This window comes from Spongiactinospora sp. TRM90649 (assembly GCF_029382225.1).
Lineage (GTDB): Bacteria > Actinomycetota > Actinomycetes > Streptosporangiales > Streptosporangiaceae > Spongiactinospora.
The window spans coordinates 16,540-39,602 of record NZ_JARLTC010000035.1 but is presented as its reverse complement, the minus strand read 5'-3'; the positions used below and the strand labels follow the sequence as shown (position 1 = coordinate 39,602).

Annotated in this window: 26 protein-coding genes and 1 tRNA gene; 15 read left to right on the top strand and 12 right to left on the bottom strand. The window is 69.9% G+C overall.

The features are described from left to right. Positions 1-291 precede the first annotated feature (291 nt). Complete coding sequence (locus P3X83_RS34065) at positions 292-993, bottom strand: hypothetical protein (protein ID WP_277309442.1); 702 nt, start codon at positions 991-993, stop codon at positions 292-294. A 177-nt stretch (positions 994-1,170) separates the two neighbouring features. Between P3X83_RS34065 and P3X83_RS34060 the strand changes: the two genes are divergently transcribed. The 3 genes from P3X83_RS34060 to P3X83_RS34050 all read left to right on the top strand — a co-directional run bounded on the left by P3X83_RS34060 (position 1,171) and on the right by P3X83_RS34050 (position 6,080). Continuing rightward, positions 1,171-2,067 (top strand): aminoglycoside phosphotransferase family protein, encoded by an 897-nt coding sequence (locus P3X83_RS34060; protein ID WP_277309441.1) that lies wholly within the window; start codon positions 1,171-1,173, stop codon positions 2,065-2,067. A 774-nt stretch (positions 2,068-2,841) separates the two neighbouring features. Continuing rightward, entirely contained in the window at positions 2,842-5,181 is a 2,340-nt protein-coding gene (locus P3X83_RS34055; protein ID WP_277309440.1) for a tetratricopeptide repeat protein, read from the top strand. Between the two features lie 248 nt (positions 5,182-5,429). Beyond that, positions 5,430-6,080 (top strand): HAD family hydrolase, encoded by a 651-nt coding sequence (locus P3X83_RS34050; RefSeq protein ID WP_277309439.1) that lies wholly within the window; start codon positions 5,430-5,432, stop codon positions 6,078-6,080. 233 nt (positions 6,081-6,313) lie between these two features. On the opposite strand, the gene P3X83_RS34045 is transcribed toward P3X83_RS34050, so the two are convergent. Next, positions 6,314-6,727: a GntR family transcriptional regulator gene (locus P3X83_RS34045; RefSeq protein ID WP_277309438.1), complete on the bottom strand. Its 414-nt coding sequence runs from the start codon at positions 6,725-6,727 to the stop codon at positions 6,314-6,316. A 106-nt stretch (positions 6,728-6,833) separates the two neighbouring features. Between P3X83_RS34045 and P3X83_RS34040 the strand changes: the two genes are divergently transcribed. Continuing rightward, positions 6,834-7,211: a hypothetical protein gene (locus P3X83_RS34040; RefSeq protein WP_277309437.1), complete on the top strand. Its 378-nt coding sequence runs from the start codon at positions 6,834-6,836 to the stop codon at positions 7,209-7,211. A gap of 174 nt (positions 7,212-7,385) precedes the next feature. Here the strand turns inward: P3X83_RS34040 and P3X83_RS34035 are convergent, their stop codons facing one another. The 3 genes from P3X83_RS34035 to P3X83_RS34025 all read right to left on the bottom strand — a co-directional run bounded on the left by P3X83_RS34035 (position 7,386) and on the right by P3X83_RS34025 (position 9,638). After that, on the bottom strand, positions 7,386-7,976 hold the full coding sequence (locus tag P3X83_RS34035; RefSeq protein ID WP_277309436.1) for a guanylate kinase: 591 nt from the start codon (positions 7,974-7,976) through the stop codon (positions 7,386-7,388). After that, a complete protein-coding gene (locus P3X83_RS34030) occupies positions 7,973-8,713 on the bottom strand; it encodes an AAA family ATPase (RefSeq protein WP_277309435.1) in 741 nt (246 codons plus the stop codon). The genes P3X83_RS34035 and P3X83_RS34030 overlap by 4 nt, the downstream gene beginning before the upstream one ends. 553 nt (positions 8,714-9,266) lie before the next feature. Further along, positions 9,267-9,638, bottom strand: coding sequence for a winged helix-turn-helix domain-containing protein (locus P3X83_RS34025; protein ID WP_277309434.1), 372 nt, complete (start codon positions 9,636-9,638; stop codon positions 9,267-9,269). Positions 9,639-9,769: 131 nt separating this feature from the next. Between P3X83_RS34025 and P3X83_RS34020 the strand changes: the two genes are divergently transcribed. The 8 genes from P3X83_RS34020 to P3X83_RS33985 all read left to right on the top strand — a co-directional run bounded on the left by P3X83_RS34020 (position 9,770) and on the right by P3X83_RS33985 (position 15,517). Then, positions 9,770-10,093 (top strand): hypothetical protein, encoded by a 324-nt coding sequence (locus P3X83_RS34020; protein WP_277309433.1) that lies wholly within the window; start codon positions 9,770-9,772, stop codon positions 10,091-10,093. Next, on the top strand, positions 10,093-11,469 hold the full coding sequence (locus tag P3X83_RS34015; RefSeq protein ID WP_277309432.1) for an FtsK/SpoIIIE domain-containing protein: 1,377 nt from the start codon (positions 10,093-10,095) through the stop codon (positions 11,467-11,469). The genes P3X83_RS34020 and P3X83_RS34015 overlap by 1 nt, the downstream gene beginning before the upstream one ends. Then, a complete protein-coding gene (locus tag P3X83_RS34010) occupies positions 11,466-12,095 on the top strand; it encodes a DUF2637 domain-containing protein (protein ID WP_277309431.1) in 630 nt (209 codons plus the stop codon). The genes P3X83_RS34015 and P3X83_RS34010 overlap by 4 nt, the downstream gene beginning before the upstream one ends. Continuing rightward, entirely contained in the window at positions 12,092-12,391 is a 300-nt protein-coding gene (locus P3X83_RS34005) for a hypothetical protein (protein WP_277309430.1), read from the top strand. The genes P3X83_RS34010 and P3X83_RS34005 overlap by 4 nt, the downstream gene beginning before the upstream one ends. 17 nt (positions 12,392-12,408) lie before the next feature. Then, on the top strand, positions 12,409-12,579 hold the full coding sequence (locus P3X83_RS34000; protein WP_277309429.1) for a hypothetical protein: 171 nt from the start codon (positions 12,409-12,411) through the stop codon (positions 12,577-12,579). Between the two features lie 210 nt (positions 12,580-12,789). After that, on the top strand, positions 12,790-14,112 hold the full coding sequence (locus P3X83_RS33995; RefSeq protein ID WP_277309428.1) for a replication initiator: 1,323 nt from the start codon (positions 12,790-12,792) through the stop codon (positions 14,110-14,112). Then, on the top strand, positions 14,109-14,294 hold the full coding sequence (locus P3X83_RS33990) for a helix-turn-helix domain-containing protein (RefSeq protein WP_277309427.1): 186 nt from the start codon (positions 14,109-14,111) through the stop codon (positions 14,292-14,294). The genes P3X83_RS33995 and P3X83_RS33990 overlap by 4 nt, the downstream gene beginning before the upstream one ends. Then, positions 14,291-15,517 carry a site-specific integrase gene (locus tag P3X83_RS33985; protein WP_277309426.1) on the top strand — a complete coding sequence of 409 codons (1,227 nt, stop codon included), beginning with the start codon at positions 14,291-14,293 and terminating at the stop codon, positions 15,515-15,517. Before P3X83_RS33990 ends, P3X83_RS33985 begins: the two co-directional genes overlap by 4 nt. A 68-nt stretch (positions 15,518-15,585) precedes the next feature. Here the strand turns inward: P3X83_RS33985 and P3X83_RS33980 are convergent. The 7 genes from P3X83_RS33980 to galU form a co-directional block, all read right to left on the bottom strand. Beyond that, positions 15,586-15,659, bottom strand: a tRNA-Ala gene (locus P3X83_RS33980). Positions 15,660-15,739: 80 nt separating this feature from the next. Then, a complete protein-coding gene (locus P3X83_RS33975) occupies positions 15,740-16,423 on the bottom strand; it encodes a hypothetical protein (RefSeq protein ID WP_277309425.1) in 684 nt (227 codons plus the stop codon). Positions 16,424-16,547: 124 nt separating this feature from the next. Then, positions 16,548-17,192, bottom strand: a complete 645-nt coding sequence (locus P3X83_RS33970) for a GNAT family protein (protein ID WP_277309424.1) — start codon at positions 17,190-17,192, stop codon at positions 16,548-16,550. A 58-nt stretch (positions 17,193-17,250) separates the two neighbouring features. Next, on the bottom strand, positions 17,251-17,748 hold the full coding sequence (locus P3X83_RS33965; RefSeq protein WP_277309423.1) for a molybdenum cofactor synthesis domain-containing protein: 498 nt from the start codon (positions 17,746-17,748) through the stop codon (positions 17,251-17,253). Then, complete coding sequence (gene moaC / locus P3X83_RS33960; protein ID WP_277309422.1) at positions 17,745-18,218, bottom strand: cyclic pyranopterin monophosphate synthase MoaC; 474 nt, start codon at positions 18,216-18,218, stop codon at positions 17,745-17,747. Before moaC ends, P3X83_RS33965 begins: the two co-directional genes overlap by 4 nt. Then, entirely contained in the window at positions 18,215-19,429 is a 1,215-nt protein-coding gene (gene glp / locus P3X83_RS33955; protein WP_277309421.1) for a gephyrin-like molybdotransferase Glp, read from the bottom strand. The genes moaC and glp overlap by 4 nt, the downstream gene beginning before the upstream one ends. A gap of 33 nt (positions 19,430-19,462) precedes the next feature. Further along, complete coding sequence (gene galU / locus P3X83_RS33950; RefSeq protein ID WP_277309529.1) at positions 19,463-20,362, bottom strand: UTP--glucose-1-phosphate uridylyltransferase GalU; 900 nt, start codon at positions 20,360-20,362, stop codon at positions 19,463-19,465. A gap of 43 nt (positions 20,363-20,405) precedes the next feature. On the opposite strand from galU, the gene P3X83_RS33945 reads away from it, so the two are divergent. The 3 genes from P3X83_RS33945 (at position 20,406) to P3X83_RS33935 (ending at position 23,057) form a co-directional block, all read left to right on the top strand. Next, on the top strand, positions 20,406-20,975 hold the full coding sequence (locus P3X83_RS33945; RefSeq protein WP_277309419.1) for a 5-formyltetrahydrofolate cyclo-ligase: 570 nt from the start codon (positions 20,406-20,408) through the stop codon (positions 20,973-20,975). Between the two features lie 62 nt (positions 20,976-21,037). After that, entirely contained in the window at positions 21,038-22,537 is a 1,500-nt protein-coding gene (locus tag P3X83_RS33940) for a potassium/proton antiporter (RefSeq protein ID WP_277309418.1), read from the top strand. 160 nt (positions 22,538-22,697) lie between these two features. Then, the gene (locus P3X83_RS33935) at positions 22,698-23,057 is read left to right on the top strand and encodes an FmdB family zinc ribbon protein (RefSeq protein WP_277309417.1); all 360 of its coding nucleotides are present in this window, start codon (positions 22,698-22,700) and stop codon (positions 23,055-23,057) included. The last annotated feature ends 6 nt before the right edge of the window (positions 23,058-23,063 follow it).

Sequence of the window (23,063 nt, the reverse complement as noted above, 5' to 3'; positions counted from 1 at the left end):
AACGCCGGTACGATGCTCGGCGAAGGCGAGCGCGGCTTCGAGATGCCGTTCGATGAACCCGTCGCCGGGATCCTGGTAGCCGGGGATCATGTCGAGGTATTCGTGCGGGGGTCGCCATCGGTAACGAAGGCCTGCCAGCGGCGCGAATCACGGTCTTGGCCTTTCCATGCCGGCGGCTGAGCGGCCTCCCGAAGACCGTGCGAGTTTCGTCGCGATTCCGTGCACCTTGGGGCTTCTGAACCATCCGTTCGCGCTCGGCGCGCCGGCCTCCCTCCCGATGGCCCTGCGGGGTCAGTCACCTTCTGGATCCGATGGCTCCGTGGCCGGTGTGATCTCCAGTGGCGTGGCGACCCCGCCTGTGAGCTGGTGCCCATGCGTGAGCGTGTGGTCGAGCTGCATGGCCAGGCGAGGGACGGTCAACGGGGGCAGATACGCATCGGCGCCGGCATCGAGCAGGCGCTGCACCGGGCCCGGGTAGTTGACGCCGAGTTCGTCGTCCTCGATCTCGGTGACGATGACACGGGCTTTGGGGAACATCGACCGCAGGCTCGCGATCAACTGCGGGCTGCCCGGCGGCACCAGCAGCACATCGGCCGTCGCGGGGGCCGCCTTGATGTCGAGCACGATGTAGTCCGCGCCGAGCCGGGTGGACAGCGACGTCCGCGCCTTCGCCGACAGCTTCATCGTGGTGGCGACGACCGTCACGTCGTCGTAGTCGACCGGCGGCTGATCGTCGGCTTCGTCCGATGTCTCGCGATCGACGATGGTGCCCTGGAGGACCTCGACCGTACTGGAGATCGCCGCGATCGACCGGCCGTCCCGCGTGATCACCAGGTTCTCGCCGGGCTCCAGCGCGTCGATGAGTGCCACGACGTCCTCGGGAAGACGGGCCACGTCAAGCGGCCGGGTGGCACGCTTGCGGCTCACCAAGCCTGGAACAAGCCTTGCGTGGCGGAAGTAGATGGCAGCGTCGTCACAGTGTTCATCCCCCATAAATCGGACAAGCAGTCAGTGACGAGCCTACGCCGATATGGATCACTTCGAGTCTGAGCGAAGAGTGGCACAGGGGACGACTTCGGTCTCGGCCGGCCGTCGGCCACCGGCTCGGGCGGCCGGCCGGTCGCGGACCGCGAGCGAAGCCGGAATTCCGCCCCAGTAGTGTGGGCTCGCATGACCGACCCCAAGATCAAGATCACTGCGGACCTGGTCCATGACCTGCTGCGGGAGCAGCATCCAGACCTCGCGGGACTGCCCATCCGCGAAGTGGCGGGCGGGTGGGGCAACCAGATGTGGCGCCTTGGGGACGACCTGGCTGTGCGCATGCCGCGTACAGAAGGCGCCCAGGACCTCCTGCGCAAGGAGTACCGGTGGCTGCCGGTCCTGGCCCCGCGCCTGCCGCTTCCGGTCCCCGGCCCCGTACGGATCGGTGAGCCGTCCGCGCGCTTCCCGAAGCCCTGGACCATCATGACGTGGGTCCCCGGCGAGCCACTGGACCACACCTCCATCAGCCGCGGCGACCACGCGGCCGGCACTCTGGCGGACTTCCTCAGGGCACTCCATGTGGAGGCGCCCGAAGACGCGCCGATCAGTGCGGACCGCGGCGACCACCCCAAGAAGTGCACGGGCGGATTCGACCACTTCTTCCACGCCGTCCTCCCCGACGAACTCGCCGACGGTGTCCGGGCCGTCTGGGACGACGCCGTCGCCGCGCCCGAGTGGGAGGGCCCGCCGCTATGGGTGCACGGCGACCTTCATCCCGCGAACGTCGTCGTCTCGGACGGGACGCTCTCGGGCGTGATCGACTTCGGTGACATGTTCGCCGGCGATCCGGCGTGGGACCTCGCGGCCGCGTGGGTGATCCTTCCCGACGGCGCCGCCTCCTCCTTCTTCGACGCGTACGCGCAGGCAGACGAGGGGACGATCCGGCGCGCCCGCGGGCTGGCCGCCCTGAAGGGCCTGTTCCTCATGCTCATGGGCCAGAACGGGGACCGCGGCCTTCCTGGCGGCAAGCCGACGTGGGGACCCGCAGGCCGGGCAGCACTCGACCGTGTTCTGAGAGACGGTTAGACGTTCTGAGAGACGGTTAGACGTTCTGAGAGACGGTTAGACGTTCTGAGAGACGGTTAGACGTAGGCACGCAGTGACCGAGCCCCATCCGGCATCCCGCTGCCGGAGCCGCCTCCCCGCCGGTCGACGGCGGGCTTTCCGGGTCGCCGACCGGCTCAGATGACGGTCGATCAGTTCGCCGACGCGGGCGGCGTCGCCGACCGGATCGTGGGGTACTGGAGCAGGTTCGTCGGGACCGGGTGGCCCCAACGGGGCGGGCAGCACGAGATGGCCCCGTCTGGACGCCGCCGACCGTGCCCTCAAGGTCGCCCCGGACACGGTACGACCCATCAACCTGAACAGCGCTCACCACTGCGGCCTCTGGTTCTGACCCCAGCATCGCTTCCAGACCCGGGAAAGCCGAAATCCCGTCCGATCGAGTGATCGGACGGGATTTCGTAAGTTCAGTCCGGCCGTCCCCAAGAGAACGGCCCTGGGTGGAGCTGAGGGGATTTGAACCCCTGACCCCCTCGATGCGAACTAGCTGCGTGACGCTGGTCGTGGAACTGCTGCCCTGCTCTGGGGTATGGGGAAGGACGGCGGGGTGAGGCAACGTGCGGGGATGTTGCTGTACTCCCGTGCTGTACAGCAGGACGGCTGACCTGACCCTGGGTTGCTATCGCGTAACTCCGCGCGCGGTCGGCGGCTGTGTGGGCTACTGATGGCGGTATGGGCGGTAGACGCGCATTGGGGCTGGGGGTCGGGCTGGCGCTGGCCGGGGGCGTGGCCGGTGCGGTGACCGACGGCAAGGCGTCGACGGCTGTGCTGGGAGCGGCGATCGCCGGCACGCTGGGCGCGTTCGCCCCGACCGTCTATGACGCTGCGGTGGCACGACGACGCGCGATGGATGATGCGGAATCGGCGGCGGCGCTGACGGATCTGGATGCGGGCCCCGCGACGTTGCTGACCGCACGCCGTGCAGTGGCGGATTTCATTGGTCGTGCCGGGGAGTTGCAGGCGCTGGCGGACTGGTGTGCCGATCCGGATGCGACGCGGATGCGGCTGGTGACCGGGCCGGGCGGGGTGGGCAAGACCCGGCTGATGCTGGAGCTGTCCGCGCGGATCCATGATCGCGGGTGGTTGGTGGCAGAGGTCGGGGAGCGCCAGGAGGCGACGGTGCTGGAGCGCTACCGGCAGACCTCTGATGGCAGGGTGCTGCTGGTGGTGGATTACGCCGAGACCCGGACCGGTCTCGAGGCGTTGCTGGCCTCGGTAGTGGCTGATCGAGGGGCGGAGGTGCGGCTGTTGCTGCTGGCCCGCAGTGCCGGGGAGTGGTGGGATCGACTGGGGGCGGGTGAGCCACCGGTACGCAAAGCGCACGCGCGGGCCACCGTGGAGCGGATGGAATTGGCCTCCGAAGTCCAGGCCGGGCTCACCGATGCGCAAGTGGTGGCGTCCGCGGCTGCGGATTTCGCGAGGGTACGCCACGTGGCGGATGTTCCAGAGATCGTGCTTTCCGAAAGGCGTGGCCGGGCGCGGATTCTTGATCTGCATGCTGCAGCGCTCGTGGGTGTTCTGGAGGCTGAACGGGTGCCGGGGACGGGCACGGTTCATGTCGATCTGGCCGAGGTTTTGGCGGAGTTGCTGGGGCATGAGCGGCGGTTTTGGCAGCGTAGCGCGGAGACGGCCGGGCTGTGTGCGGGGCCGGGCGGGTTGACGCCGGTGATGCTGGGTCAGTTGGTGGCGGCGGCGTCGTTGCTGGGCGCACGGGATCGCAGTGAGGCGGTGGCGTTGCTGGGGCGGGTGCCGGAGGTACCCGTTTCGGGCCGGGTGGCCGACTGGCTGCGCGGCCTGTATCCACCCGATGCGGACAGCACCGACAGCACGGGCGGCGGGGAATGGCTGGGCAGCTTGCGCCCCGACCGGCTGGCCGAGTTGCACGTGTCGCGGGAACTGGCGGACTCCGATGAGCTGGCGCTCCGGTGTCTGCGCGACCTGGACACCGCCCAGGCGCGCCAGGCGTTGATCGTACTGGGTCGCGCGTCGGTGGACTATGAGCCGGCGGAGCAGTTGTTGCACCGGATCGTGCCGTTGGTGGCAGGAGTGGCGGCGGAGCTGGAGGCGCCGCGGGAGACGTTGGCGGCCATCTCGGCGGCGATTCCTTATCCGTCGCTGGCGCTGGCCGAGGCTGATGCGATCATCGCCCGCAAGGTATTGGAAAGCATTCCTGCCGGGGAACGCACGGCTGAGCGGGCTTCCTGGCTGACAACGGTGGGAACGTTGACCGCCCAGTTGGGCCGCCCGGCCGACGCCCTGCCCCCCACCCAAGAAGCCCTCACCATCCGCCGGGAACTGGCCGAGACCAACCCCGACCGCTACCGCCCCGACCTCGCCCGCTCCCTGTCCAACCTCGGCGTCCAGTTTTCAGAGCTGGGCCGCCCGGCCGACGCCCTGCCCCCCACCCAAGAAGCCCTCACCATCTACCGGGAGCTGGCCGAGACCAACCCCGACCGCTACCGCCCCGACCTCGCCGACTCCCTGTCCAACCTCGGCGTCCGGTTCGCGGCGTTGGGCCGCCCGGCCGACGCCCTGCCCCCCACCCAAGAAGCCCTCACCATCCGCCAGGAACTGGCCGAGACCAACCCCGACCGCTACCGCCCCGACCTCGCCACCTCCCTGTCCAACCTCGGCACCACCTTCTCTGAGCTGGGCCGCCCGGCCGACGCCCTGCCCCCCACCCAAGAAGCCCTCACCATCTACCGGGAACTGGCCGAGACCAACCCCGACCGCTACCGCCCCGACCTCGCCCGCTCCCTGTCCAACCTCGGCGTCCGGTTCGCGGCATTGGGCCGCCCGGCCGACGCCCTGCCCCCCACCCAAGAAGCCCTCACCATCTACCGGGATCTGACCGAGACCAACCCCGACCGCTACCGCCCCGACCTCGCCACCTCCCTGACCAACCTCGGCATCACGTTTGCAGAACTGGAACGCTTGGATGAGGCGTTGCCCTTAGTACTTGAAGGGGTGGACCTGTGGCGGGACCTGGCCGACCGTGATGCACAGCGATTCGCGGCGCGCCATGAAGCGTCGATCAACCTGCTAAAAGCCCTCACCAGGGAACAGGATGAGTCCTGAGCACGGGTCTCGGTTCGTAACATCGCTCCGGGTTCTGTAGTTGACGAGTAGCCGGGTGCCCCGGTGGCAAGCGGACCCGGAGCGCAGGGCCTCCAGGCCCGAGCACCGGAGGCGGCGCGGCAGCGATCGGCCCCGGCCTATTACGGCCAGAAGCGAAGTCTGCCGATCGTCCCACCTCCACCGGCTACGGACCGATGGGCTTGGGCATGATCAGTGCCGTATGGGTGTGAGGGTTAGGCTCCGATGGCATGCAGCGGTTGGCGCTTTTCGATTTGGATGACACCTTGATCGACCTGCGGGACGCGTTTCGGGTCTGGGCGACGGAGTTCGCTGCGGATCATCGGCTCGGGGACGGGGCGGTTGACTGGCTGATCGCCCTGGACGGGACCGGGCTGGCGCACCGGGGAGAGTTCTTCGCCCGGGTGCGGGAGCGGTTCGCCTTGCCGCCCGAGGTGGATGAACTGTGGGCGGGTTACCGGCGGCGGATGCCGCATCTGGTGAGGTGTGCCCCTGAGGTGCTGGCCAGCCTTGCGAGGTTGCGGGCAGATGGATGGCGGATGGGGATCGTCACCAACGGGACTGCGGACAATCAGGCCGGAAAGATCGAGCACAGCGGGTTGGCGGAGGTGGTCACCGGCTGGGCGTGCTCGGGGGCTGAGGGAGTCAGCAAACCGGATCGGCGGCTGTTTGAGATCGCCGCGGCACGATGCGGGGCTTCGCTGGCCGATGGTGGGTGGATGATAGGTGACAGCCTGGTCAAGGACATCGGTGGTGGGGGCGCCGCGGGGCTGCGTACGGTGTGGGTCAATGCCGGTGGGCTTGCAGCGGATCGCGTGCAAGTCGATCACGTGGTCGGGCATGTCAGCGAGGCCGTCGCGTTGCTGGCGGGCCTGCGCTGAGCGCTCGATGGACGACTTGAACGTTAGGTGTTCGCTCGTGGCTCCTGGCGCGCACGGCGGTGCCGATCGCGACCGGCCGGAGAGCCGCAGCGCGGGCGGCGACCGCCAGGCGCGCGGTGGGCCGCGAAGCGGACCGCCTTTAAAGACGAAGAGAAAGTTCTCATCGGAGCGGCAAGTAGCACTGATCTTGAGCTGGAGCCGGGTCGCTGTCATGGTTGGCCCGCCAGATACCGCTACAGGGGTTCGCCGGTGTGGAGGATGGTGCGGTCGGCGGGGAGGAGGCGGGTTTCGCCGTCGGGGTCGGTGATGACGAGGATGGGGATACCCTCGCCGATGCCGAGTTGGCGGCGTTCGGGGTCGGTGGGCATGCGGGCGGCGATGGTGGTGCCCGCGTCGACCTGGACCTCGACGGACTCTTCGGGCTCGCGGACTCGTGAGCCGCGGAGTTCAGTCACGATCAACCCCTCGCTTCTGAGGACGGCCATGGCTCGGCGGACCGAGTCGCGGGAGATGCCGTACTCGGCCACGTAGTCGTTCTCAGCCAGGAGGCGTTGCCCCGGCCGTAGCTCTCCCGCCTGGATCTGCGTGCGGAGCAAGTCGGCGAGTTGCTTGTAGACCGGGCGATCAGCGCTGGAGTCGATCGTCATGGGTCATGAAGCTACGTAGCAGCGTACGAGCATCCGCTTGCACGTACATAGCTATGTAGCTACATTCGTACCGAGGGTTGATGTCGCCTTGGGAAGGGTGCGGATGATGGCCAGACGGCATGCGCCACCGGGAAGCGGTGATCTGTTGCATCTCGCCTGGGCGCTGGACGTGCAGAGCGTGGGGGCGCTGGAGGCCGCCGAGGAGCTGCACGCCGCGCTGGGGGAGCGTGGGATCGCCGGTGACATCCATGGCGGGCACGGCCTGGCCCTGGTCTCGGTGTGGCAGGAACTCATCGTGTGGAGCGACGGGCGCTACTTCTGGTGGCGCACGGGGTGGGACCGCCACCGCTACCGGGCGATTCATGCCTGGCACTCGGCGCTGGATCCCCGGGGCGCCGCCGGGCGGATCGCGGCGACCTACGAGAGGTTGCGCGCCGTGTACCCGGCTCCGCCGTCCTTGCGGGAGGAGGTGCATCCGCTGTGAGCGAGCATGACTCCGCCGCCTCCGAGGAAGGCCGGCCTTTCACCTCGAACCCCTCGGACTGCCCGCATGCGAGGGTGGCGTGGACCAACATGTGGCCGCACCACGCGCGTGCCGGGGTCATCTGTTTCGCCTGCGGGACGTGGTGGCGGCTGGACGTGGTCCCCTACGAGGTGCTCAAGCACCTTCCGTATGGCCTGCGGGTCGCCGCGATCCTGAGGCAAGTACGGTGAAGGCGTCGGCGATCTCCCGGGCCGCTTGGTCGCTGCCGATGCGGTCGGTGGCGAGGCGCAGGTGAAACAGCTGCTCGGTCTCGTGTTCCTCCAGGTCGGTGAGGGTCTCCTCCCATGCCTTGAGCCGCTCGGCGGTGTCGCTGTCGCCGCGCCGCAGCGAACGTGCCCGGCAGACCTCGCGGGGCAGCCACAGCAGGACGGCGAGCCACTCCCCCGTCACCGCCAGGCGCTTGAGATCGGCGCAGTTGCCGACGTGGGCGACCGGCACCAGCCCAGCCCGTGCCATGTGTTCGACCGGGTGGCGGTCGATGGCGTAGCGGTTGCCGTAGCGGTGGGTCTCGGTGACGATCCGACCGGCCGCGCGCAGCCGGTCGAGTTCCTCGCCGGTCACGAAGTCGTACTCCTCCGCCCGCCCGGTGCCCACCTTGAGCTTGCGCAGCAGTTCGAAGCGCGGGTCGAGGTCGGTCAAGGCCGCGGTGACGGTGCTCTTGCCGCTCGCGGGCGGCCCATACAGGATGACGCCGCGCACGGTCATGTGAAGATCCGCTTGAGGGCCTCGCGGGTCTGGTCGGCGAGGCTGATCGCCGCGCCGAGCCGGTTGTCCACGGTCAGGTGGGCGGTGGGCGGGCTGCCGTCGACGGACAGGGCTCCGACGTACGCGGGCCAGTTCTCCAGCTTCCAGCCGTCGCGGGCGGCTGCGCGGAACTCGATGTACTCGCGCATCGATTCGGGGTCGCAGCGCACCCAGATCGCGGCGACGTCGATGCCCTTGGCCGCGCAGCGGTTCTCCAGGCGGGCGAACCACGCCTCGTCGTTCATCTCGGCGATGAACGGCGCGGACAGGATGGTGGAGGTGCCGACGCCGAGGTTGTCCCAGGCGGTCTCCATCAGGCAGCGGTACTCCAGCGGGCGGACCTCGCGGAGGTACAACTCGGTGTGCCGGTCGTTGGGGTCACCGCCGAGTGAGACCAGCAGGCGTTCCACGATGGAGCGGGTGAGTGAGTCCTTGTCCAGGAACGCCCAGCCGGTGATGTCGGACAGGAAGCGGGAGAACTCGGTCTTGCCCGATCCGGCGTATCCGCCGACCAGGACGAGGATCGGCCGGGGGCTGCCGCCGCCGTGCCGCCGTCGCCACGCGTCGACGACGCGCGTGCGCAGCAGGGCCTGCGGGGAGTCGGGCGTCTGGATGGCGTCCAGGGACACCTTGGTGAAGGCTTCTTCGATGACGCGGGCGGCGGCGTTGTCGGTGGCAGGGTCGGCCGGTACCGGCAATTCCGATATCACAATCTCCGCTTTCTGTGATTCACCGGGCAAAGCGGGACGAAAGCCTAGTTCAGGTTCAGTGGCCCCATACAGGAGGCAATAGGCACGACGGTAATGCGGCCCGGGGAAAATGGTCCCCTGCTCGTGTCCCCAAAGGGTCTGAAAGTTGGCGGCGGGGACGGTCAGGCCGTGCCGGCCGGCCGCCTCGCGTAGCCGCTCGCCTGCGGCCTCCAGGGTGAGGCCGTGGGCCTCGCGGTGTTCCCGCAGCCGGGCGGGGGTCCAGCCGGTGCGCTGGGTCGTCTTCATCGCTTCCCTTCGCCTGCACAGAGTGGGGCGGTTGGCGCATGTGAAAACGGCTGTGTAAATCGCCGTTAGGCAGCAATGAAGAAGCTTAGCTATGGCCGCGTGATACCGGAAATCCCCTGGTCACGGTGAACTTGAGCCATCCGAAAGGGCGACCACCCGAAGCCGGAGGACAAGGAGGTCACCGTGGATATATTGCCGCAAATAAGGGACGAACTTCTCGCCATCCAGACAGAGCTGGAGGAAATGGCCTGTCGGGTCAGCGAGATCGCTTCGGCTCTTCGGAGAACACCGCCGACTCCAGGGCGGCGAGACGGCCCCCCAGATCCATGAGCGTCCGCCGGACCTCGGCGAGCTGGTCCAGGACGTCGCCGTCAGAGCCCGCCGGGCCGGGGACCTCCGGCAGGACGTCGCGGACGAAGACGCCCTTGCCCTGCTGGCCGACGACCAGCCCCTCGGTGCGCAACACGCTGATGGCGGCCTTGACGACACTGGCCGACACGTCGAAGCGCGTGCCCAACTGGGCGGTGGACGGCAGCGCCGTCCCGCCGGGCAGGGCACCGGACCGGATCTGCCCGCGCAGCTCATCGACGATCTGCAGGTAGGCCGGACGGCCGGTCTTCTCCACCACCGGGGGCTCCTCTCAACCCCCCAAGTTCAACACACCCCCACCGTGATGCCAACCATGCAGCCAAAGAACTCCTTGACAGCTTAGGATGCTAAGCGTTCTATGTATTCAAGGAACTACAGAGAGGCGCGATCATGCGAACCATCCCCATCCCCGTCGACGTCAACAGGCTGACCTTCACCTGCGTGAAGCCGCCCCGGCCGCGCCTGGTCAGCAAGGAGACCGGCGAGGTCAAGCGCGACCGCGACGGCAACGACATGTTCGAGGTGACCCTCCTCGCCGAGGACGAGTCGGGCCGCATGGAGCTGCTCAAGATCAGCGTCACCCCCGAACCGCCGATCACCGCCGGGCAGGCCGTCGTCCCGATCGGCCTCGTCGGCTACGTCTGGGAACAGCAGAACCGCTGGGGCATCGCCTACCGCGCCGCCTCCTTCGCCCTGCGGGGAGGTGCGGAGTGATGACCGAGCTCCCCCGCCCCATGCTCCTCGCCCTGGCCGTCTGGCTCGGGCTGCTGGCCTGGCGCCGCTGGGCGCCCGTCTCCTACTGGTACGTCGCCGCGTTCCCGCGCAAGGCCGTGTGGCTGCGCTGGTCCTGGCGGCACGTCGCCTCCGGCTGCGGGCTGACCAAGAAACGGCACCGCTGGTGGTTCACCGTCGTGCCGAACATGGTCGCCTCCACCGGCGTGGTCCGGGTACGGCGGCGCTTCCAGCGCATCGCCGTGGACACCAAGCCGTGGATGGGCCTGCCCCGGCCCACCCGGTACGGCTTCCGCGTCACGCTCCGCCTCCTGGACGGCCAGATCCCCGACGACTACGCCAAGATCTGCGAACGCCTCGCGCACGCCTGGCGCATCGAGGCCGTCCGCGTGGTCGCCTCCCGGCCCGGCCGGGTCACCCTCCAGGCCACCACCCACGACCCGCTCGGCCACGTCGCGCCCGCCGTACCGCCGTCCGATCCGCCCGGCGGGTGGAGCGCCGCCGAGCTGCTCCGGCCCGTCGTCGGCCTGCTCGACAACGGCACGCCGTGGCGGATGGACTTCCGGCTCATCCCGCACTGGATCAACGCCGGAGCCACCCAGTCGGGCAAGTCCAACCTGGTCAACGCCCTGCTCGTGGCGCTCGCCCCGCAGCCGGTCGCGCTGGTCGGGTTCGACCTCAAGGGCGGCGTGGAGCTGTCCGCCTACACCGACCGCCTCACCGCCCTGGCCACCACCCGCGCCGAGTGCGTCGCGCTGCTCGCCGACCTGATCGCGATCATGGGCGCGCGGATGCTCGCCTGCCGCCAGCACGGGGTGCGGGACATCTGGCAGCTTCCCGACCAGTCCCGGCCCATCCCGGTCGTCATCCTGGTCGATGAGCTGGCCGAGCTGTACCTGACCGCCGACAAGGCCGAGAAGGACGAGGTCACCCGTACGGCGACCGCCCTGCTACGGATCGCCCAGCTCGGCCGCGCCTTCGGCATCCATCTCGTACTGTCCGGCCAGCGCATCGGGGCCGACCTCGGCCCCGGCGTCACCGCGCTGCGCGCCCAGGTCGGCGGACGCGTCTGCCACCGCGTCAACGACCCCGAGACCGCCGTGATGATCCTCGGCGACCTCGACCCCGACGCCCTGGTCGCGGCCCGCTCCATCCCGCCCGAGACCCCTGGCGTGGCCATCGTGACCGGTTCGGACGGCCGCTGGTACCGCGCCCGCTCCGGATACGTCTCCACCACCGCCGCCGAGGAGGCCGCCCGCGCCTACGCCGACATGGCCCCGTCCTGGGCCCAGCTCGCCGCTGCCGGCCTGGGCCTCGACCTCCCGGCAGCCGCCGGACCTGGAGAGATCGCCGCATGAGCAGAACGACGGCGGTACGACTGGCCGACACCGCCCCCGTGGTGATCCTCGCGCTGATCGCGGGGGCGGGCAGCTTCACCCACATCCGCACCACCGCCGCCCAGCACGGACAGGACGGCCCGATGGCCTGGGCCGTGGCCGTCTGCGTGGACCTGACCTGCGTCATGGCCGCCCGCGAACGGCAACGCGACAAGAAGACCGGGCGGCGGGCCGACGGCTGGATCTCCTGGCCCACGCTCGTCCTGGTCGGCGGGATCGTGCTGTCGCTGGCGGCCAACCTCGCCCAGGCCGACCCGTCCGCGTGGGGGTGGATCACCGCCGCCACTCCGGCCGCCGCGTTCCTCACCGCCGTGTCGATGCTGGAACGCCGCGCCGCCGTACCGGCAGCCGTCGCCGTACCGGACGACACCTCAGAGGAGAACGAGCCGCAGAACGACACCGGTACGGCGAGCCCGCTGCTCGACTACGCCCGCCGTATCGCCGCCGAACACGACCGGCAACACGGCAGGCCCATCACCCGCGACGGCCTGCGCGCCCGGCTCGGCATCTCCAGCAAGCTCGCCTCCGACCTCCTGCACGCACTCCGCCGACCCGACAGCCCCAACCCGCGAGAGGAGCCCGCATGACCCCCGCCGACCACTCCGCCGACCACCGCGCCGCCATCATCGACGGCCTGCTCGACCTGGCCGCGCTCTTGGAGGCCAACCCCGACCTGCCCACACCGCCCTACATCGAGGCGCACGTCTTCCCGAAGGGCACCGACGAGGAGATCCGCGCGGAGGTGGACCGCCTCGCCGTCCTCCTCGGCACCACCATCGACGCCGACGCCCTGCCCTACGGCCACTACGTCACGGCGCTCTCCCTCGGCCCCACCGCCTACCGGGTGGTCGGCGTCCTCACCACCTCGCCCTTTCATCACTGACCGAATTGGAACGTTCCATGCGCATTCGGATCGAAGGCACCGAAGACGAGATCACCTACCTGACCGGCAGGATCCGCACGATCCTGCCCATCCGCCGGATCAGCCCGTTCATCCGCCTGGGCCGTCCGCACACCTGGCGCGTGTTCCTCGACACCGCCCCCACCCGACAGGAGCGCCAGGCCCGATGACCGAAGAGATCGAACCCCAGCACTGGCGGTGCTGCGACTGCGGCGGCACCGGCATCGACAGCCACGGCGACACCTGCCGCCTCTGCGAGGGCCTCGGCTTCTGCTGAGCCCCGCGAGCGCCCCCGGCGTGACCACACATCCGCCAAGACGTCCGTCACGTCGGGGGCCATCCCGCACCGAACCCAACACGTCCGGAAGGGACACCCCATCATGGCAACAGATCTCAAGCCCGCGATAGCCGAACTCATCACCCGCCTCAACGATCCCGGCTACGACCGCTGGGCCGGACAGATCCGCCGCACCGGCGGCTGCCGCCAACCCATCCACCTGCGCGGCCACGTCACCCACGCCGACCGCGCCACCGGCCGCCGCCTGCACACCTACACCACCGCCACCGAACCGGACGGCATCCTGCGGGTCCCCTGCAAGACCCGCCGCGCCTCCCGCTGCCCGGCCTGCGCCGAGACCTACCGCGCCGACACCTACCACCTCATCCGCGCGGGCCTGGCCGGAGGCAAAGGCGTCCCCGAGACGGTGACCGGCCACCCGGCCCTGTTCCTCACCCTCACCGCCCCCTCCTTCGGCGTCGTCCACAGCCACCGCAACAACCAGCCCTGCCACCCACGCCGAGACGCTCAGCCGTGCCCGCACGGCCGGACCATGTCCTGCACCGCCCGCCACAGCGCCACCGACCCGCGACTCGGCGAACCGCTCTGCCCCGACTGCTACGACCACACCGGCACGGTCCTGTTCAACGCCGTCGCCCCCGAACTGTGGCGACGCTTCACCGAAGCGCTGCGCCGCCGCCTCGCCCGCGCCGCCGCCCTGCCCATCAGCGCCCTGCGCGACCACCTGACGACCTCCTTCGCCAAGGTCGCCGAGTACCAGCGGCGCGGCGTCGTCCACTTCCACGCCATCATCCGCCTCGACGGCCCCGGCGGCCCGGCCGCGCCACCGCCCGCCTGGGCCACCACCGACCTGCTGAGCGACGCCGTACGGCAAGCCGCCCACGCCGTCACCGTCCCCATCCACGGCCGGACCCTGCGCTGGGGAACCCAGCTCGACACCCGCCCCATCACCGCCACCGGCGCACTCACCGACACCGCCGTCGCCGCCTACCTCGCCAAGTACGCCACCAAGGCCGCCGAGACCACCGGCACCCTCGACCGCCGCATCAACCGCCTGGAAGACCTCACCGCCCTGCCCGTCCGCGACCACGCCCGCCGCCTCATCGCCGAATGCCTCCGCCTGGCCGACCTCGACGACCTGGCCCACCTCCGCCTCACCGCCTGGGCCCACATGCTCGGCTTCCGCGGCCACTTCGCCACCAAATCCCGCCGCTACTCCACCACCATGACCCGCCTGCGCACCGAACGCCTCGACCACATGCGCCAACAGGCGGGCCATCTCTTCGACGAGGACACCGTCCTGGTCATCGCCCACTGGCGCTACGCCGGAAAGGGCCTCTCCCCCGGTGATCAGATCATCGCCACCTCACTCACCGCCCAGCGGTCCAGGGGAGGCCCTTCATGAGCTGCGGCCTGCTCACGGTCCGGGAAGCGATGGCGCTGCTCAAGGTCAGCCGGTGGACGCTCTACAACCTCATGCGTTCTGGCCAGCTCACGTCCGTCGTCGTCTCCAAGCGCTGCCGCCGTATCCCCGAATCCGCCCTTAACGACTACCTGGCCCGGCTCTGCGAGGAGACTCTCCGATGACCGCCCCGAAGAAGGCGTCCCGCCGTACCCGTGCCAACAACGAGGGATCGATCTTTCCCTACCGCAACGGTTATGCGGGCTATGTCTGGGTCACCACACCGACCGGCGAACGCAAGCGGAAGTGGGCGTACGGCAAGACCCGCGACGAGACGCACGACAAATGGCTGAAGCTCCACGAGCTCGCCCGCAAAGGACCAGTCGTCACGAAGTCGGAAACGCTTGCCGCCTACCTGGACCGATGGCTGCGCGAGGTCGTCCAACCCAACCTGGCCCCGAAGACGGCCGAGACGTACGAGATGTTCGTGCGCCTGTACATCTCGCCGGGGCTCGGGAACAGGCGGCTCGACAAGCTGGGCGTCCGCGAGGTCCAGACCTGGCACAACAAGCTGCGCGCCGCCTGCCAGTGCTGCGCGCAGGGCAAGGACGCCCGGCGTTCGCCGAAGAAGTGCTGTGCCTTGGGGAAATGCTGCGGCCAGACGGTCTCCGAACGGACGGTCCGGGACGCCTGGACCGTCCTGCGCGCCGCGCTCAACAACGCGATTCGGGAAGAGGTCCTGACTCGGAACGTGGCGGCGCTCATGCGCGTGCCCAAGCCCAGGCGCCGGAAGGTCAAGCCCTGGTCGGTCGACGAGGCGCGGCGGTTCCTCGAATCGGCGCGCAAGCGACACGATCCTCTCTACGCCGCCTACGTCCTGATCCTGGCGGTCGGCCTGCGGCGCGGGGATGTGCTCGGGCTGAGCTGGCAGGACGTCGAACTCGACCAGGCGGAACTGACGGTCGGCTGGCAACTCCAGCGCGTCGGCGGCAAGCTCCTGCACCGGGAGACCAAGACCGAGGCGTCGGACGCCGTCCTGCCGCTCGTCGATGTCTGCGTGACGGCGCTGCGCGAACGCCGTAAGGAGCAAGAAGCGACCCGCGCCGCAGCCGACCAGTGGACGGACAACGGCCTCGTCTTCACGACCAGGACCGGGCAGCCGATCGAACCGCGCAACTTCAACCGCAGCTTCGCGGCGGCGATCAAGAAGGCGGCGGTGCCGTCCATCCCCGTCCACGCGACCCGCAAGACCTGCGCGTCTCTCCTCGTCGCCCTTGACGTCCACCCGAGGATCGCCATGCAGATCCTGCGCCACAGCCAGATCGCGGTGACCATGAACGTCTACAGCGAGGTCTACTCCGAAGCCACCCGCAAGGCGCTCAAGAAGCTCGGCCGAACGCTCTCGTAGCTGTATTTCCGTGCTGTACGGCAGCGAAAAGGCCACTTCCGATCAACGGAAGTGGCCTTTGACCTGGGTGGAGCTGAGGGGATTTGAACCCCTGACCCCCTCGATGCGAACGAGGTGCGCTACCGGACTGCGCTACAGCCCCAAGGACCTCGACTAGGTTAGCAAACACTTGGGGATTCCCGCGCCATCCGGGGGGCTCCGGTGGGGACGGATCGGGGTAGGTCAGTGTCCGACGGCGCGGCGGGGCGGGTCGGCGTACTGGTCGAAGAGCTCGTCCTGCTGGTGGGCGGTGAGATCGATGATCTCGGCCTGGGGTTGTTGCTGGGCGGCGAGTTCGAGGGCGCGGAGGCGTTCGCGCTCGCGGCGGGCGCGGTTGGTGCGTGCCTCGGCGGCCTGGCGGGTACGTTCCCGGTCCACGCGTACGGCGGTGCGCAGCACCGCGAGGTAACCGACCATGAGGAGGGCGGATGGCGCGACGCCCCACCACGGGATCACCCGGACCGCGGCGGTGATGACCGAGGCGAGGACGAGCAGCGTGCACCAGAACAGACGACGGCGGCGTGTCGCGACCACGACGGCGCGGCGGCGCATCGCGGCCCGCCTCTGGGGGTCCGCTGAGGAATCCGGGGAGTCCGGCGCCTCCGGCGCGTCCGAGGCCTCGGTGCCCTCTGGAGCGTCCTGGCCTACCTCCTGAGCGCCTTCGGCGGCGTCGTGGGCCGCCTCCTCGACGGCGGCGATCGTGGCCGTCGGGACCGGCGCGGTGAGGTCGTTGGCGCCCGGCGTGCCGTCTGAAAGGCCCAGTTCGCGGGGCTCGACCAGTTCGCTTCTGTCGCGTCTGAGCCACATCGGGATCAGGACGCCCAGCCACATGAGTACGATCGCCACGTAAAGGAGGGCGCTGCTCACGACCACCTCCGGGCAGCATGAAGACACCTGGTGTCTCTTGGCGTCTTCGATGTGCTCACGTCACGCACCGTAAGACCGCGTGTCACTAATTGACGAGCATTCGGTGCGGTGTGTCGCGAGATCGTCAAACCTCTTCATGGGGAGGACCACCATGGGAGGCCGCCTCCATGGCCCTTCTCCATTGCACGAGAAGGCCGCGAGGGGCGTCCTCCACGGTGATCGCGTAGCAGATGTGGTCGCGCCAGGCGCCGTCGATGTGCAACTGGCGGCGGCGGATGCCTTCCTCCCGAAACCCAAGCTTCTCCACGACGCGGCGGCTCGCCTGGTTCTCCGGCCGGATGTTGGCCTCCAAGCGGTGCAGGCCGGAGGTGAAGAAGCAGTGGTCGACGGCCATCGCGAGCGCCGTCGGGATGATGCCGCGCCCGGCGAGCCCACCGTCGATCCAGTAGCCGACCTGGGCGGAACGGGCGGAACCCCACACGATCGCGCCGACGGTGAGCTGCCCGGCGAAGGCCCCCCGGTAAGTCACGACCCACGGCATCGCCATCGCCTGACGCGCCTCTCGGCGCAGCGTGGAGGTCATGGAGATGTAGGGGCCGAGGCCGGTGCGGAACAGCGGGGTCTCGGGGTTGCTCGGTTCCCAGGGTCGCAGCCACTCGGCGTTTCGCAGGCGGGTCTCCCGCCACGCCCGCACGTCGCGCAGGCGCAACGGCCGAAGCCCCACCGGCCCTTCGGTCAGGGTCGCCGGCCAGCCGCGTAGTCGATCCACATCCCCATCATCCCCCCTAGTGGCACGAAGCCGCATCCCCGGCCCATGCCATAACAGTTCAGCCTGAAGCCCCCGAAGGGCGCGGATGGTCGCCGCCGTGCATCTGTTCGACCGCGTGCCGCAGGATCGGCGCGAGCACGGCCATGCCGTCGCGCACCCCGCCGGACGAACCGGGCAGGTTGACGACCAGCGTGCGCCCGGCCTGACCGGCCAGGCCGCGCGACAGGACCGATGCGGGCACCTTGTCACGGTTCGCCTGGCGTACGGCTTCCGCGATGCCGGGGACCTCTCGGTCGAGGACGCGCCGGGTCATCTCGGGGGTGAGGTCGGTGGGCGTGAGGCCGGTGCCGCCGGTGGTGACGATCACGTCGTACCCCTCGGCCAGGCCCGCCCGCAGCGCGGCCTCGACGGCCTCGCCGTCGGGGACGACGCGCGGGCCGTCCACGGTCTCGCAGCCCGCGTCGGCGGCTAGCAGATCGGCCAGCAGCGGGCCGGACTTATCCGGATAGACACCGACGGCGGCCCGGTTGGAGACGGTGATCACGAGGGCCTTCACGACTCGCGCGTCCAGTGTCCGGTCTTGCCGCCGATCTTCTCCTCCACCCGCACGTCACTGATCACGGCGGCCGGATCGACGGCCTTGACCATGTCGATCAGCGCGAGCGCGGCCACCGATACGGCGGTCAGCGCCTCCATCTCGACCCCTGTGCGGTCGGCGGTCTTCACCGTGGCGACGATCTCCACGCCGGTGTCGACGACGGCCAGATCGACCTTGACGCCGTGCACGGCGATCGGATGGCACAGCGGGATGAGGTCGGGCGTGCGCTTCACGCCCATGATCCCGGCGATCCTGGCCACGCCGAGCGCGTCGCCCTTGGGCACGTCGCCGGACCGCAGCACGGCGACGGCCTCGGCGGACAGCAGCACGCGGCCGGAGGCGCGGGCCGCACGGGCGCCGACGTCCTTGGCCGAGACGTCGACCATGCGGGCCGCGCCGGACTCGTCGAGGTGCGTCAGCTCGCTCACAGCGGCATCACGTCCACGGTGACTCCCTCGGGCAGCTCTGTCACGTCTTCCGGAATCACCACGAGGGCGTTGGCGGCGGCCAGGGCGGCGAGCTGGTGCGAGCCCTGCCGCTGGACGGGGGTGACCACCGCGCCGCCGTCGGGGCCGCGCCCGAGGGTGGCCCGCAGGAACGAGCGCTTGCCGCGCGGGGAGCGCAGGCCCGTGGTCGTCGTGGCCCGTACGGTGGACATCGCCGTGTCGGGGGTCAGGCCCTGCATCTTCCGCAGCGCGGGCCGCACGAAGAGCATGAAAGAGACGAACGACGACACCGGATTGCCGGGCAGCGCGAAGATCGGCACCTGGTCGTCGCCGACCACCCCGAACCCCTGCGGCATGCCCGGCTGCATCGCCACCCGCTCGAAACGCACGGTGCCGAGCGGCGTCAGCGCCTCCTTCACCGGCTCGTAGGCGCCCATCGAGACGCCGCCGCTGGTGATCACGGCGTCGGCCCTGACGAGCTGCGCGTCGAGCTGGTCGAGGAACGCGGCGGCGTCGTCGGGGACGACGCCCGCGCGAAAGCCCTCCGCGCCCGACTCGCGCACCGCGGCGGTGAGCGTGTAGCTGTTGGAATCCCAGATCTGGCCGGAGCCGAGTGGCAGCCCCGGCTCCACCAGCTCCGCGCCCGTGGACAGCACGACGACCCTCGGGCGCGGGCGTACCAGCGCCCGGCGACGCCCCACGCCCGCCAGGATGCCGAGCTGGGCCGCGCCGATCAGCGTGCCCGCCCGCAGGACGACGTCACCCTCTCGGACGTCTTCGCCCGCCCGCCGGATGGCGTGCCCCTCGGGGGCGGAGCGGCTGATCGTGACGGAGGTCCTGCCGGCGTCGGTCCATTCCACGGGCACCACGGCGTCGGCCCCGGCGGGCATCGGCGCCCCGGTCATGATCCGGGCGGCCAGGCCCGGACCCACCGCGTACAGCGCGCCGTCACCCGCCGCGACGTCTTCGACGACCGGCAGCGTGACCGGGGTGTCGGGCCCGGCCCGCTCGACGTCGGCGGCGCGGACGGCATAGCCGTCCATCGCCGAGTTGTCGAACGGCGGCAACTCCACGGGCGTCTTGACGTCTTCCGCCAGAGTGGTGCCGAGCGATCTCTCCAGCTCCACTTCTAGCGGCGCCAGGGTACGCACGGTCGCCAGGATCTCGGCGAGGTGATCGTCCACCGATCTCACGCGACCGTGCTCCCCTCTGATCGTCCGGCGGTTTCAGCGATTTCCGAGGAACTCACGAAGCCAGGGTACGAACTCCGGCGCGAGGTCGGGACGCTCAGCGGCGAACCGCACCACCGTGCGCAGATAGTCAAGTTTGTTCCCGGTGTCGTACCTGCGGCCCTTGAACAGGACCCCGTGGACGGGCCCGCCGCCCGACATGTCGCGGTCGGCCAGCTCCCGCAGCGCGTCGGTGAGCTGGATCTCGCCGCCGCGCCCGGGCGGGGTCTTCTCCAGCACCTCGAACACGGTCGGGTCGAGCACGTAACGGCCGATGATGATCCAGTTGGAGGGGGCCTCCTCAATGGGCGGCTTCTCCACCATGTCGGTGATCCTGACGACGTCGTCCTCGGCGGTGGCCTCCATGGAGACCACGCCGTACATGGACACCTGCTCCGTCGGGACCTCCATGAGGGCCACCACGCTGCCGCCGTAACGCGCGCGGACCTCGATCATCCGCTCCAGCAGGTGGTCGCGCTCGTCGATCATGTCGTCGCCGAGCAGCACCGCGAACGGGTGATCGCCGACATGCCGCTTGGCGCACAGGACGGCGTGCCCGAGGCCAAGGGCGTCTCCCTGCCGCACGTAGTGCATGGTCGCAAGGTCGGTGGACTCGCGGACGGCGGTGAGCCGCTGATCGTCGCCCTTGGCCTCAAGGGCGCCCTCCACCTCGATCGCGCGATCGAAATGATCCTCAAGCGGCCGTTTGGTACGGCCTGTCACCATGAGCACGTCGAACAGCCCGGCGGAGACCGCCTCCTCGACGACATACTGGATCACTGGCTTGTCGACGATCGGCAACAGCTCCTTGGGGGTCGCCTTGGTCGCCGGGAGGAACCTGGTGCCCAGGCCCGCGGCGGGAATGACGGCTCTTGTGACGGAGTCGAAGTCGGCCATACCAGCATTGTCAGCCATGGAGGAAACCCTAGTGGAGGGGGCTGTGGACAAACGGACCCTGCGGCGTGCCGTACAGACGGCGCGTCAGGCCATGCCCGAGAGCGAGCGCCGGGCGGGCGCCACCGCGATCAGGGAGAATCTGCTGGACCTCCCGTGGGTCCAGATGGCGGGACTGGTCGCCTGCTACTGGTCCACCGACGAGGAACCGGCGACCCACGGGCTGGTCTTCGCGCTGTGGAAACACGGCACGACGGTGATCCTCCCGGTGCTGCGCGGCGACCGCGACCTCGACTGGGCCGTCTACGACGGGCCCGACTCGCTGGCCCCCGGCCCTTTCGGGATCATGGAGCCGGTCGACACCCGGCGTGGCGTCGAGGCCGTGCGCACCGCCGCGCTGGTGATAGTCCCCGCGCTGGCGGTGGACAGGACGACCGGCGTACGGCTCGGCAGAGGCGGCGGCTCCTACGACCGGGCCCTGGCCCGGGTCGGCCCCAACGTACCCACGGTCGCGCTGCTCCACGAGGGCGAGCTGATCGACGGCGTACCCGCCGAAGCGCACGACCGGCGCGTACGCCACGCCGCATTGCCTTCGGGGATCATCTCACTCGGGTGAATACGGGTCGCATAGGGCACAATATTCCCACCAGGTGAATAGGGGGCCGAGAAGGGGGCCGGGTGGAGCTCGATGTCTGGCTGCTTCTCGGCGCGGCCGTCGTCATCGCGGCCATCGTGGCCGTGCGCGTCGCGCATCGCAGCGGACTCCCCAGCCTCCTGGTCTTCCTCGGCCTCGGCCTGCTGCTCGGCGAGTCCGGCCTGGGCATTCCTTTCGAGAACGAGCAGCTCGCCCAGCAGATCGGGCTGTCCGCGCTCGCGCTGATCCTGGCCGAGGGCGGTCTGACCACCTCGTGGAACCACGTACGGCGCGCGGTCCCGACGGCCGCCGTGCTCGCGACGCTGGGCGTGGCCGTCAGCATCGCGGTGGTGGCGCTGGCCGCGCAGGTACTGCTCGGCATGGACTGGCGTACCGCGCTGCTGCTCGGCGCGATCCTCGCCTCCACCGACGCCGCCGCGGTCTTCTCCGTGCTGCGCCGCCTGCCGCTGCCGCCACGCCTCGCCGGGATCCTGGAGGCGGAGTCCGGGTTCAACGACGCCCCCACGGTCATCGCCGTGACCCTCCTCAGCGTCACCCCCATACCGGGGCTGTGGTCGTTCATCGGCCAGGCGACCTTCGAGCTGGCCATCGGCGCGGCCGTGGGCCTGCTCGTAGGGCCTGTCGGGGCCTACACGCTTCGCCGCGTCGCCCTGCCCGCCTCCGGCCTCTACCCGATCGCCGTCCTGGCCCTGACCATCGTCGCGTACGGCGGCGCGGCCCTCCTGCACGGCAGCGGCTTCCTCGCCGTCTACCTGTCCGCGCTGGTCCTCGGCAACGCCCGCCTGCCGCACCGCTCCGCCACCCGGGGCTTCGCCGAGGGCGCGGCCTGGCTCGCCCAGATCGGCCTGTTCGTCATGCTCGGGCTGCTGGCCAGCCCCTCCGGGATGTCCACGGCGGTCGTTCCCGGCCTGATGGCCGGGCTGGTCCTGCTCCTGGTCGCCCGTCCCGTGTCCGTCCTGACCTCCTCGGCCCTGATACGGCTGACGGGCCTCGACCGCCTGAACTGGCGCGAACAGGCGTTCCTGTCGTGGGCCGGGCTGCGCGGCGCCGTCCCCATCGTGCTCGCCACGATCCCGTGGGCGCTGTCGATGTCCAAGGCCGAACTCGTGTTCAACGAGGTCTTCGTCATCGTCGTGGTGCTCACCCTGGTGCAGGGACCGACGCTGCCGTTCGTGGCCAGGCTCATGCGCGTCTCGGCTCCGGCCGAGGCGATGGACCTCGAAGTCGAGGCCGCGCCGCTCGAAGAGCTGAACGCCGACCTGCTTCAGGTGCGGGTGCCGCCGACGTCGCTGCTGCACGGTGTGGAGATCTTCGAGTTGCGCCTGCCGTCCGGGGCGGCGGTGACCCTGATCGTGCGGGAGGGCCGCAGTTTCGTCCCCTCGCCCTCCACCCGCATCCGCCAGGAGGACCAGCTCCTGGTGGTCACCACAGCCGCCTGCCGCGACGCCGCGGAACGCCGCCTGCGCGCCGTCAACCGCAGGGGCAAACTGGCCGGATGGTTCGGCGAGAGCGGCTCCTCCTGACCAGCGATGGCCACTCTCTGTGACGGGACGCCAAGGGTGAACTCCCCCAGATCGCCCGGAATTGCGCGGCGCAAAGTGGCGTTTAAGCTTGTCGGCTGCGTACCATTAGCAGTCGCACCGGCGGAGTGCCAGCCGGAGCGGACCATCAGAGGAGGAGCGCGTGCCCACCTACCAGTACGCCTGTACCGCCTGCGGCGAGCAACTCGAGGTCGTCCAGAAGTTCACTGACGCCGCGCTGACCGAGTGCCCGAGCTGCGAGGGCGCGCTGCGCAAGGTGTTCTCGGCCGTCGGCATCGTGTTCAAGGGATCCGGTTTCTACCGTACCGACAGCCGGTCTTCGAGCACGTCCAGCACGGCCCCGGCATCGTCGTCGAACGGCGACTCCAAGTCCAAGTCGTCCGAGTCCAAGTCCGACACCCCGGCCAAGAGCTCCGACAAGGGCGGCTCCGACGGCGGCAGCGGCGGCGGTACCGACAAGGCCAAGCCGACCGCCCCCGTAACGGCGTCAAGCTCCTCGTAATCATCT

What these genes read in the sequence shown, in the direction of transcription:
- P3X83_RS34060 (WP_277309441.1), top strand. Translation starts at nt 1,171, where the DNA reads ATGACCGACCCCAAGATCAAGATCACTGCGGACCTGGTCCATGACCTG.
- P3X83_RS34005 (WP_277309430.1), top strand. Translation starts at nt 12,092, where the DNA reads ATGACCCCCGCCGACCACTCCGCCGACCACCGCGCCGCCATCATCGAC.
- P3X83_RS34015 (WP_277309432.1), top strand. Translation starts at nt 10,093, where the DNA reads ATGACCGAGCTCCCCCGCCCCATGCTCCTCGCCCTGGCCGTCTGGCTC.
- P3X83_RS34010 (WP_277309431.1), top strand. Translation starts at nt 11,466, where the DNA reads ATGAGCAGAACGACGGCGGTACGACTGGCCGACACCGCCCCCGTGGTG.
- P3X83_RS34000 (WP_277309429.1), top strand. Translation starts at nt 12,409, where the DNA reads ATGCGCATTCGGATCGAAGGCACCGAAGACGAGATCACCTACCTGACC.
- P3X83_RS33985 (WP_277309426.1), top strand. Translation starts at nt 14,291, where the DNA reads ATGACCGCCCCGAAGAAGGCGTCCCGCCGTACCCGTGCCAACAACGAG.
- P3X83_RS34050 (WP_277309439.1), top strand. Translation starts at nt 5,430, where the DNA reads ATGCAGCGGTTGGCGCTTTTCGATTTGGATGACACCTTGATCGACCTG.
- P3X83_RS33995 (WP_277309428.1), top strand. Translation starts at nt 12,790, where the DNA reads ATGGCAACAGATCTCAAGCCCGCGATAGCCGAACTCATCACCCGCCTC.
- P3X83_RS34035 (WP_277309436.1), bottom strand. Translation starts at nt 7,976, where the DNA reads ATGACCGTGCGCGGCGTCATCCTGTATGGGCCGCCCGCGAGCGGCAAG.
- P3X83_RS34045 (WP_277309438.1), bottom strand. Translation starts at nt 6,727, where the DNA reads ATGACGATCGACTCCAGCGCTGATCGCCCGGTCTACAAGCAACTCGCC.
- P3X83_RS34020 (WP_277309433.1), top strand. Translation starts at nt 9,770, where the DNA reads ATGCGAACCATCCCCATCCCCGTCGACGTCAACAGGCTGACCTTCACC.
- P3X83_RS34040 (WP_277309437.1), top strand. Translation starts at nt 6,834, where the DNA reads ATGGCCAGACGGCATGCGCCACCGGGAAGCGGTGATCTGTTGCATCTC.
- P3X83_RS34065 (WP_277309442.1), bottom strand. Translation starts at nt 993, where the DNA reads ATGGGGGATGAACACTGTGACGACGCTGCCATCTACTTCCGCCACGCA.
- galU (WP_277309529.1), bottom strand. Translation starts at nt 20,362, where the DNA reads ATGGCCGACTTCGACTCCGTCACAAGAGCCGTCATTCCCGCCGCGGGC.
- P3X83_RS33990 (WP_277309427.1), top strand. Translation starts at nt 14,109, where the DNA reads ATGAGCTGCGGCCTGCTCACGGTCCGGGAAGCGATGGCGCTGCTCAAG.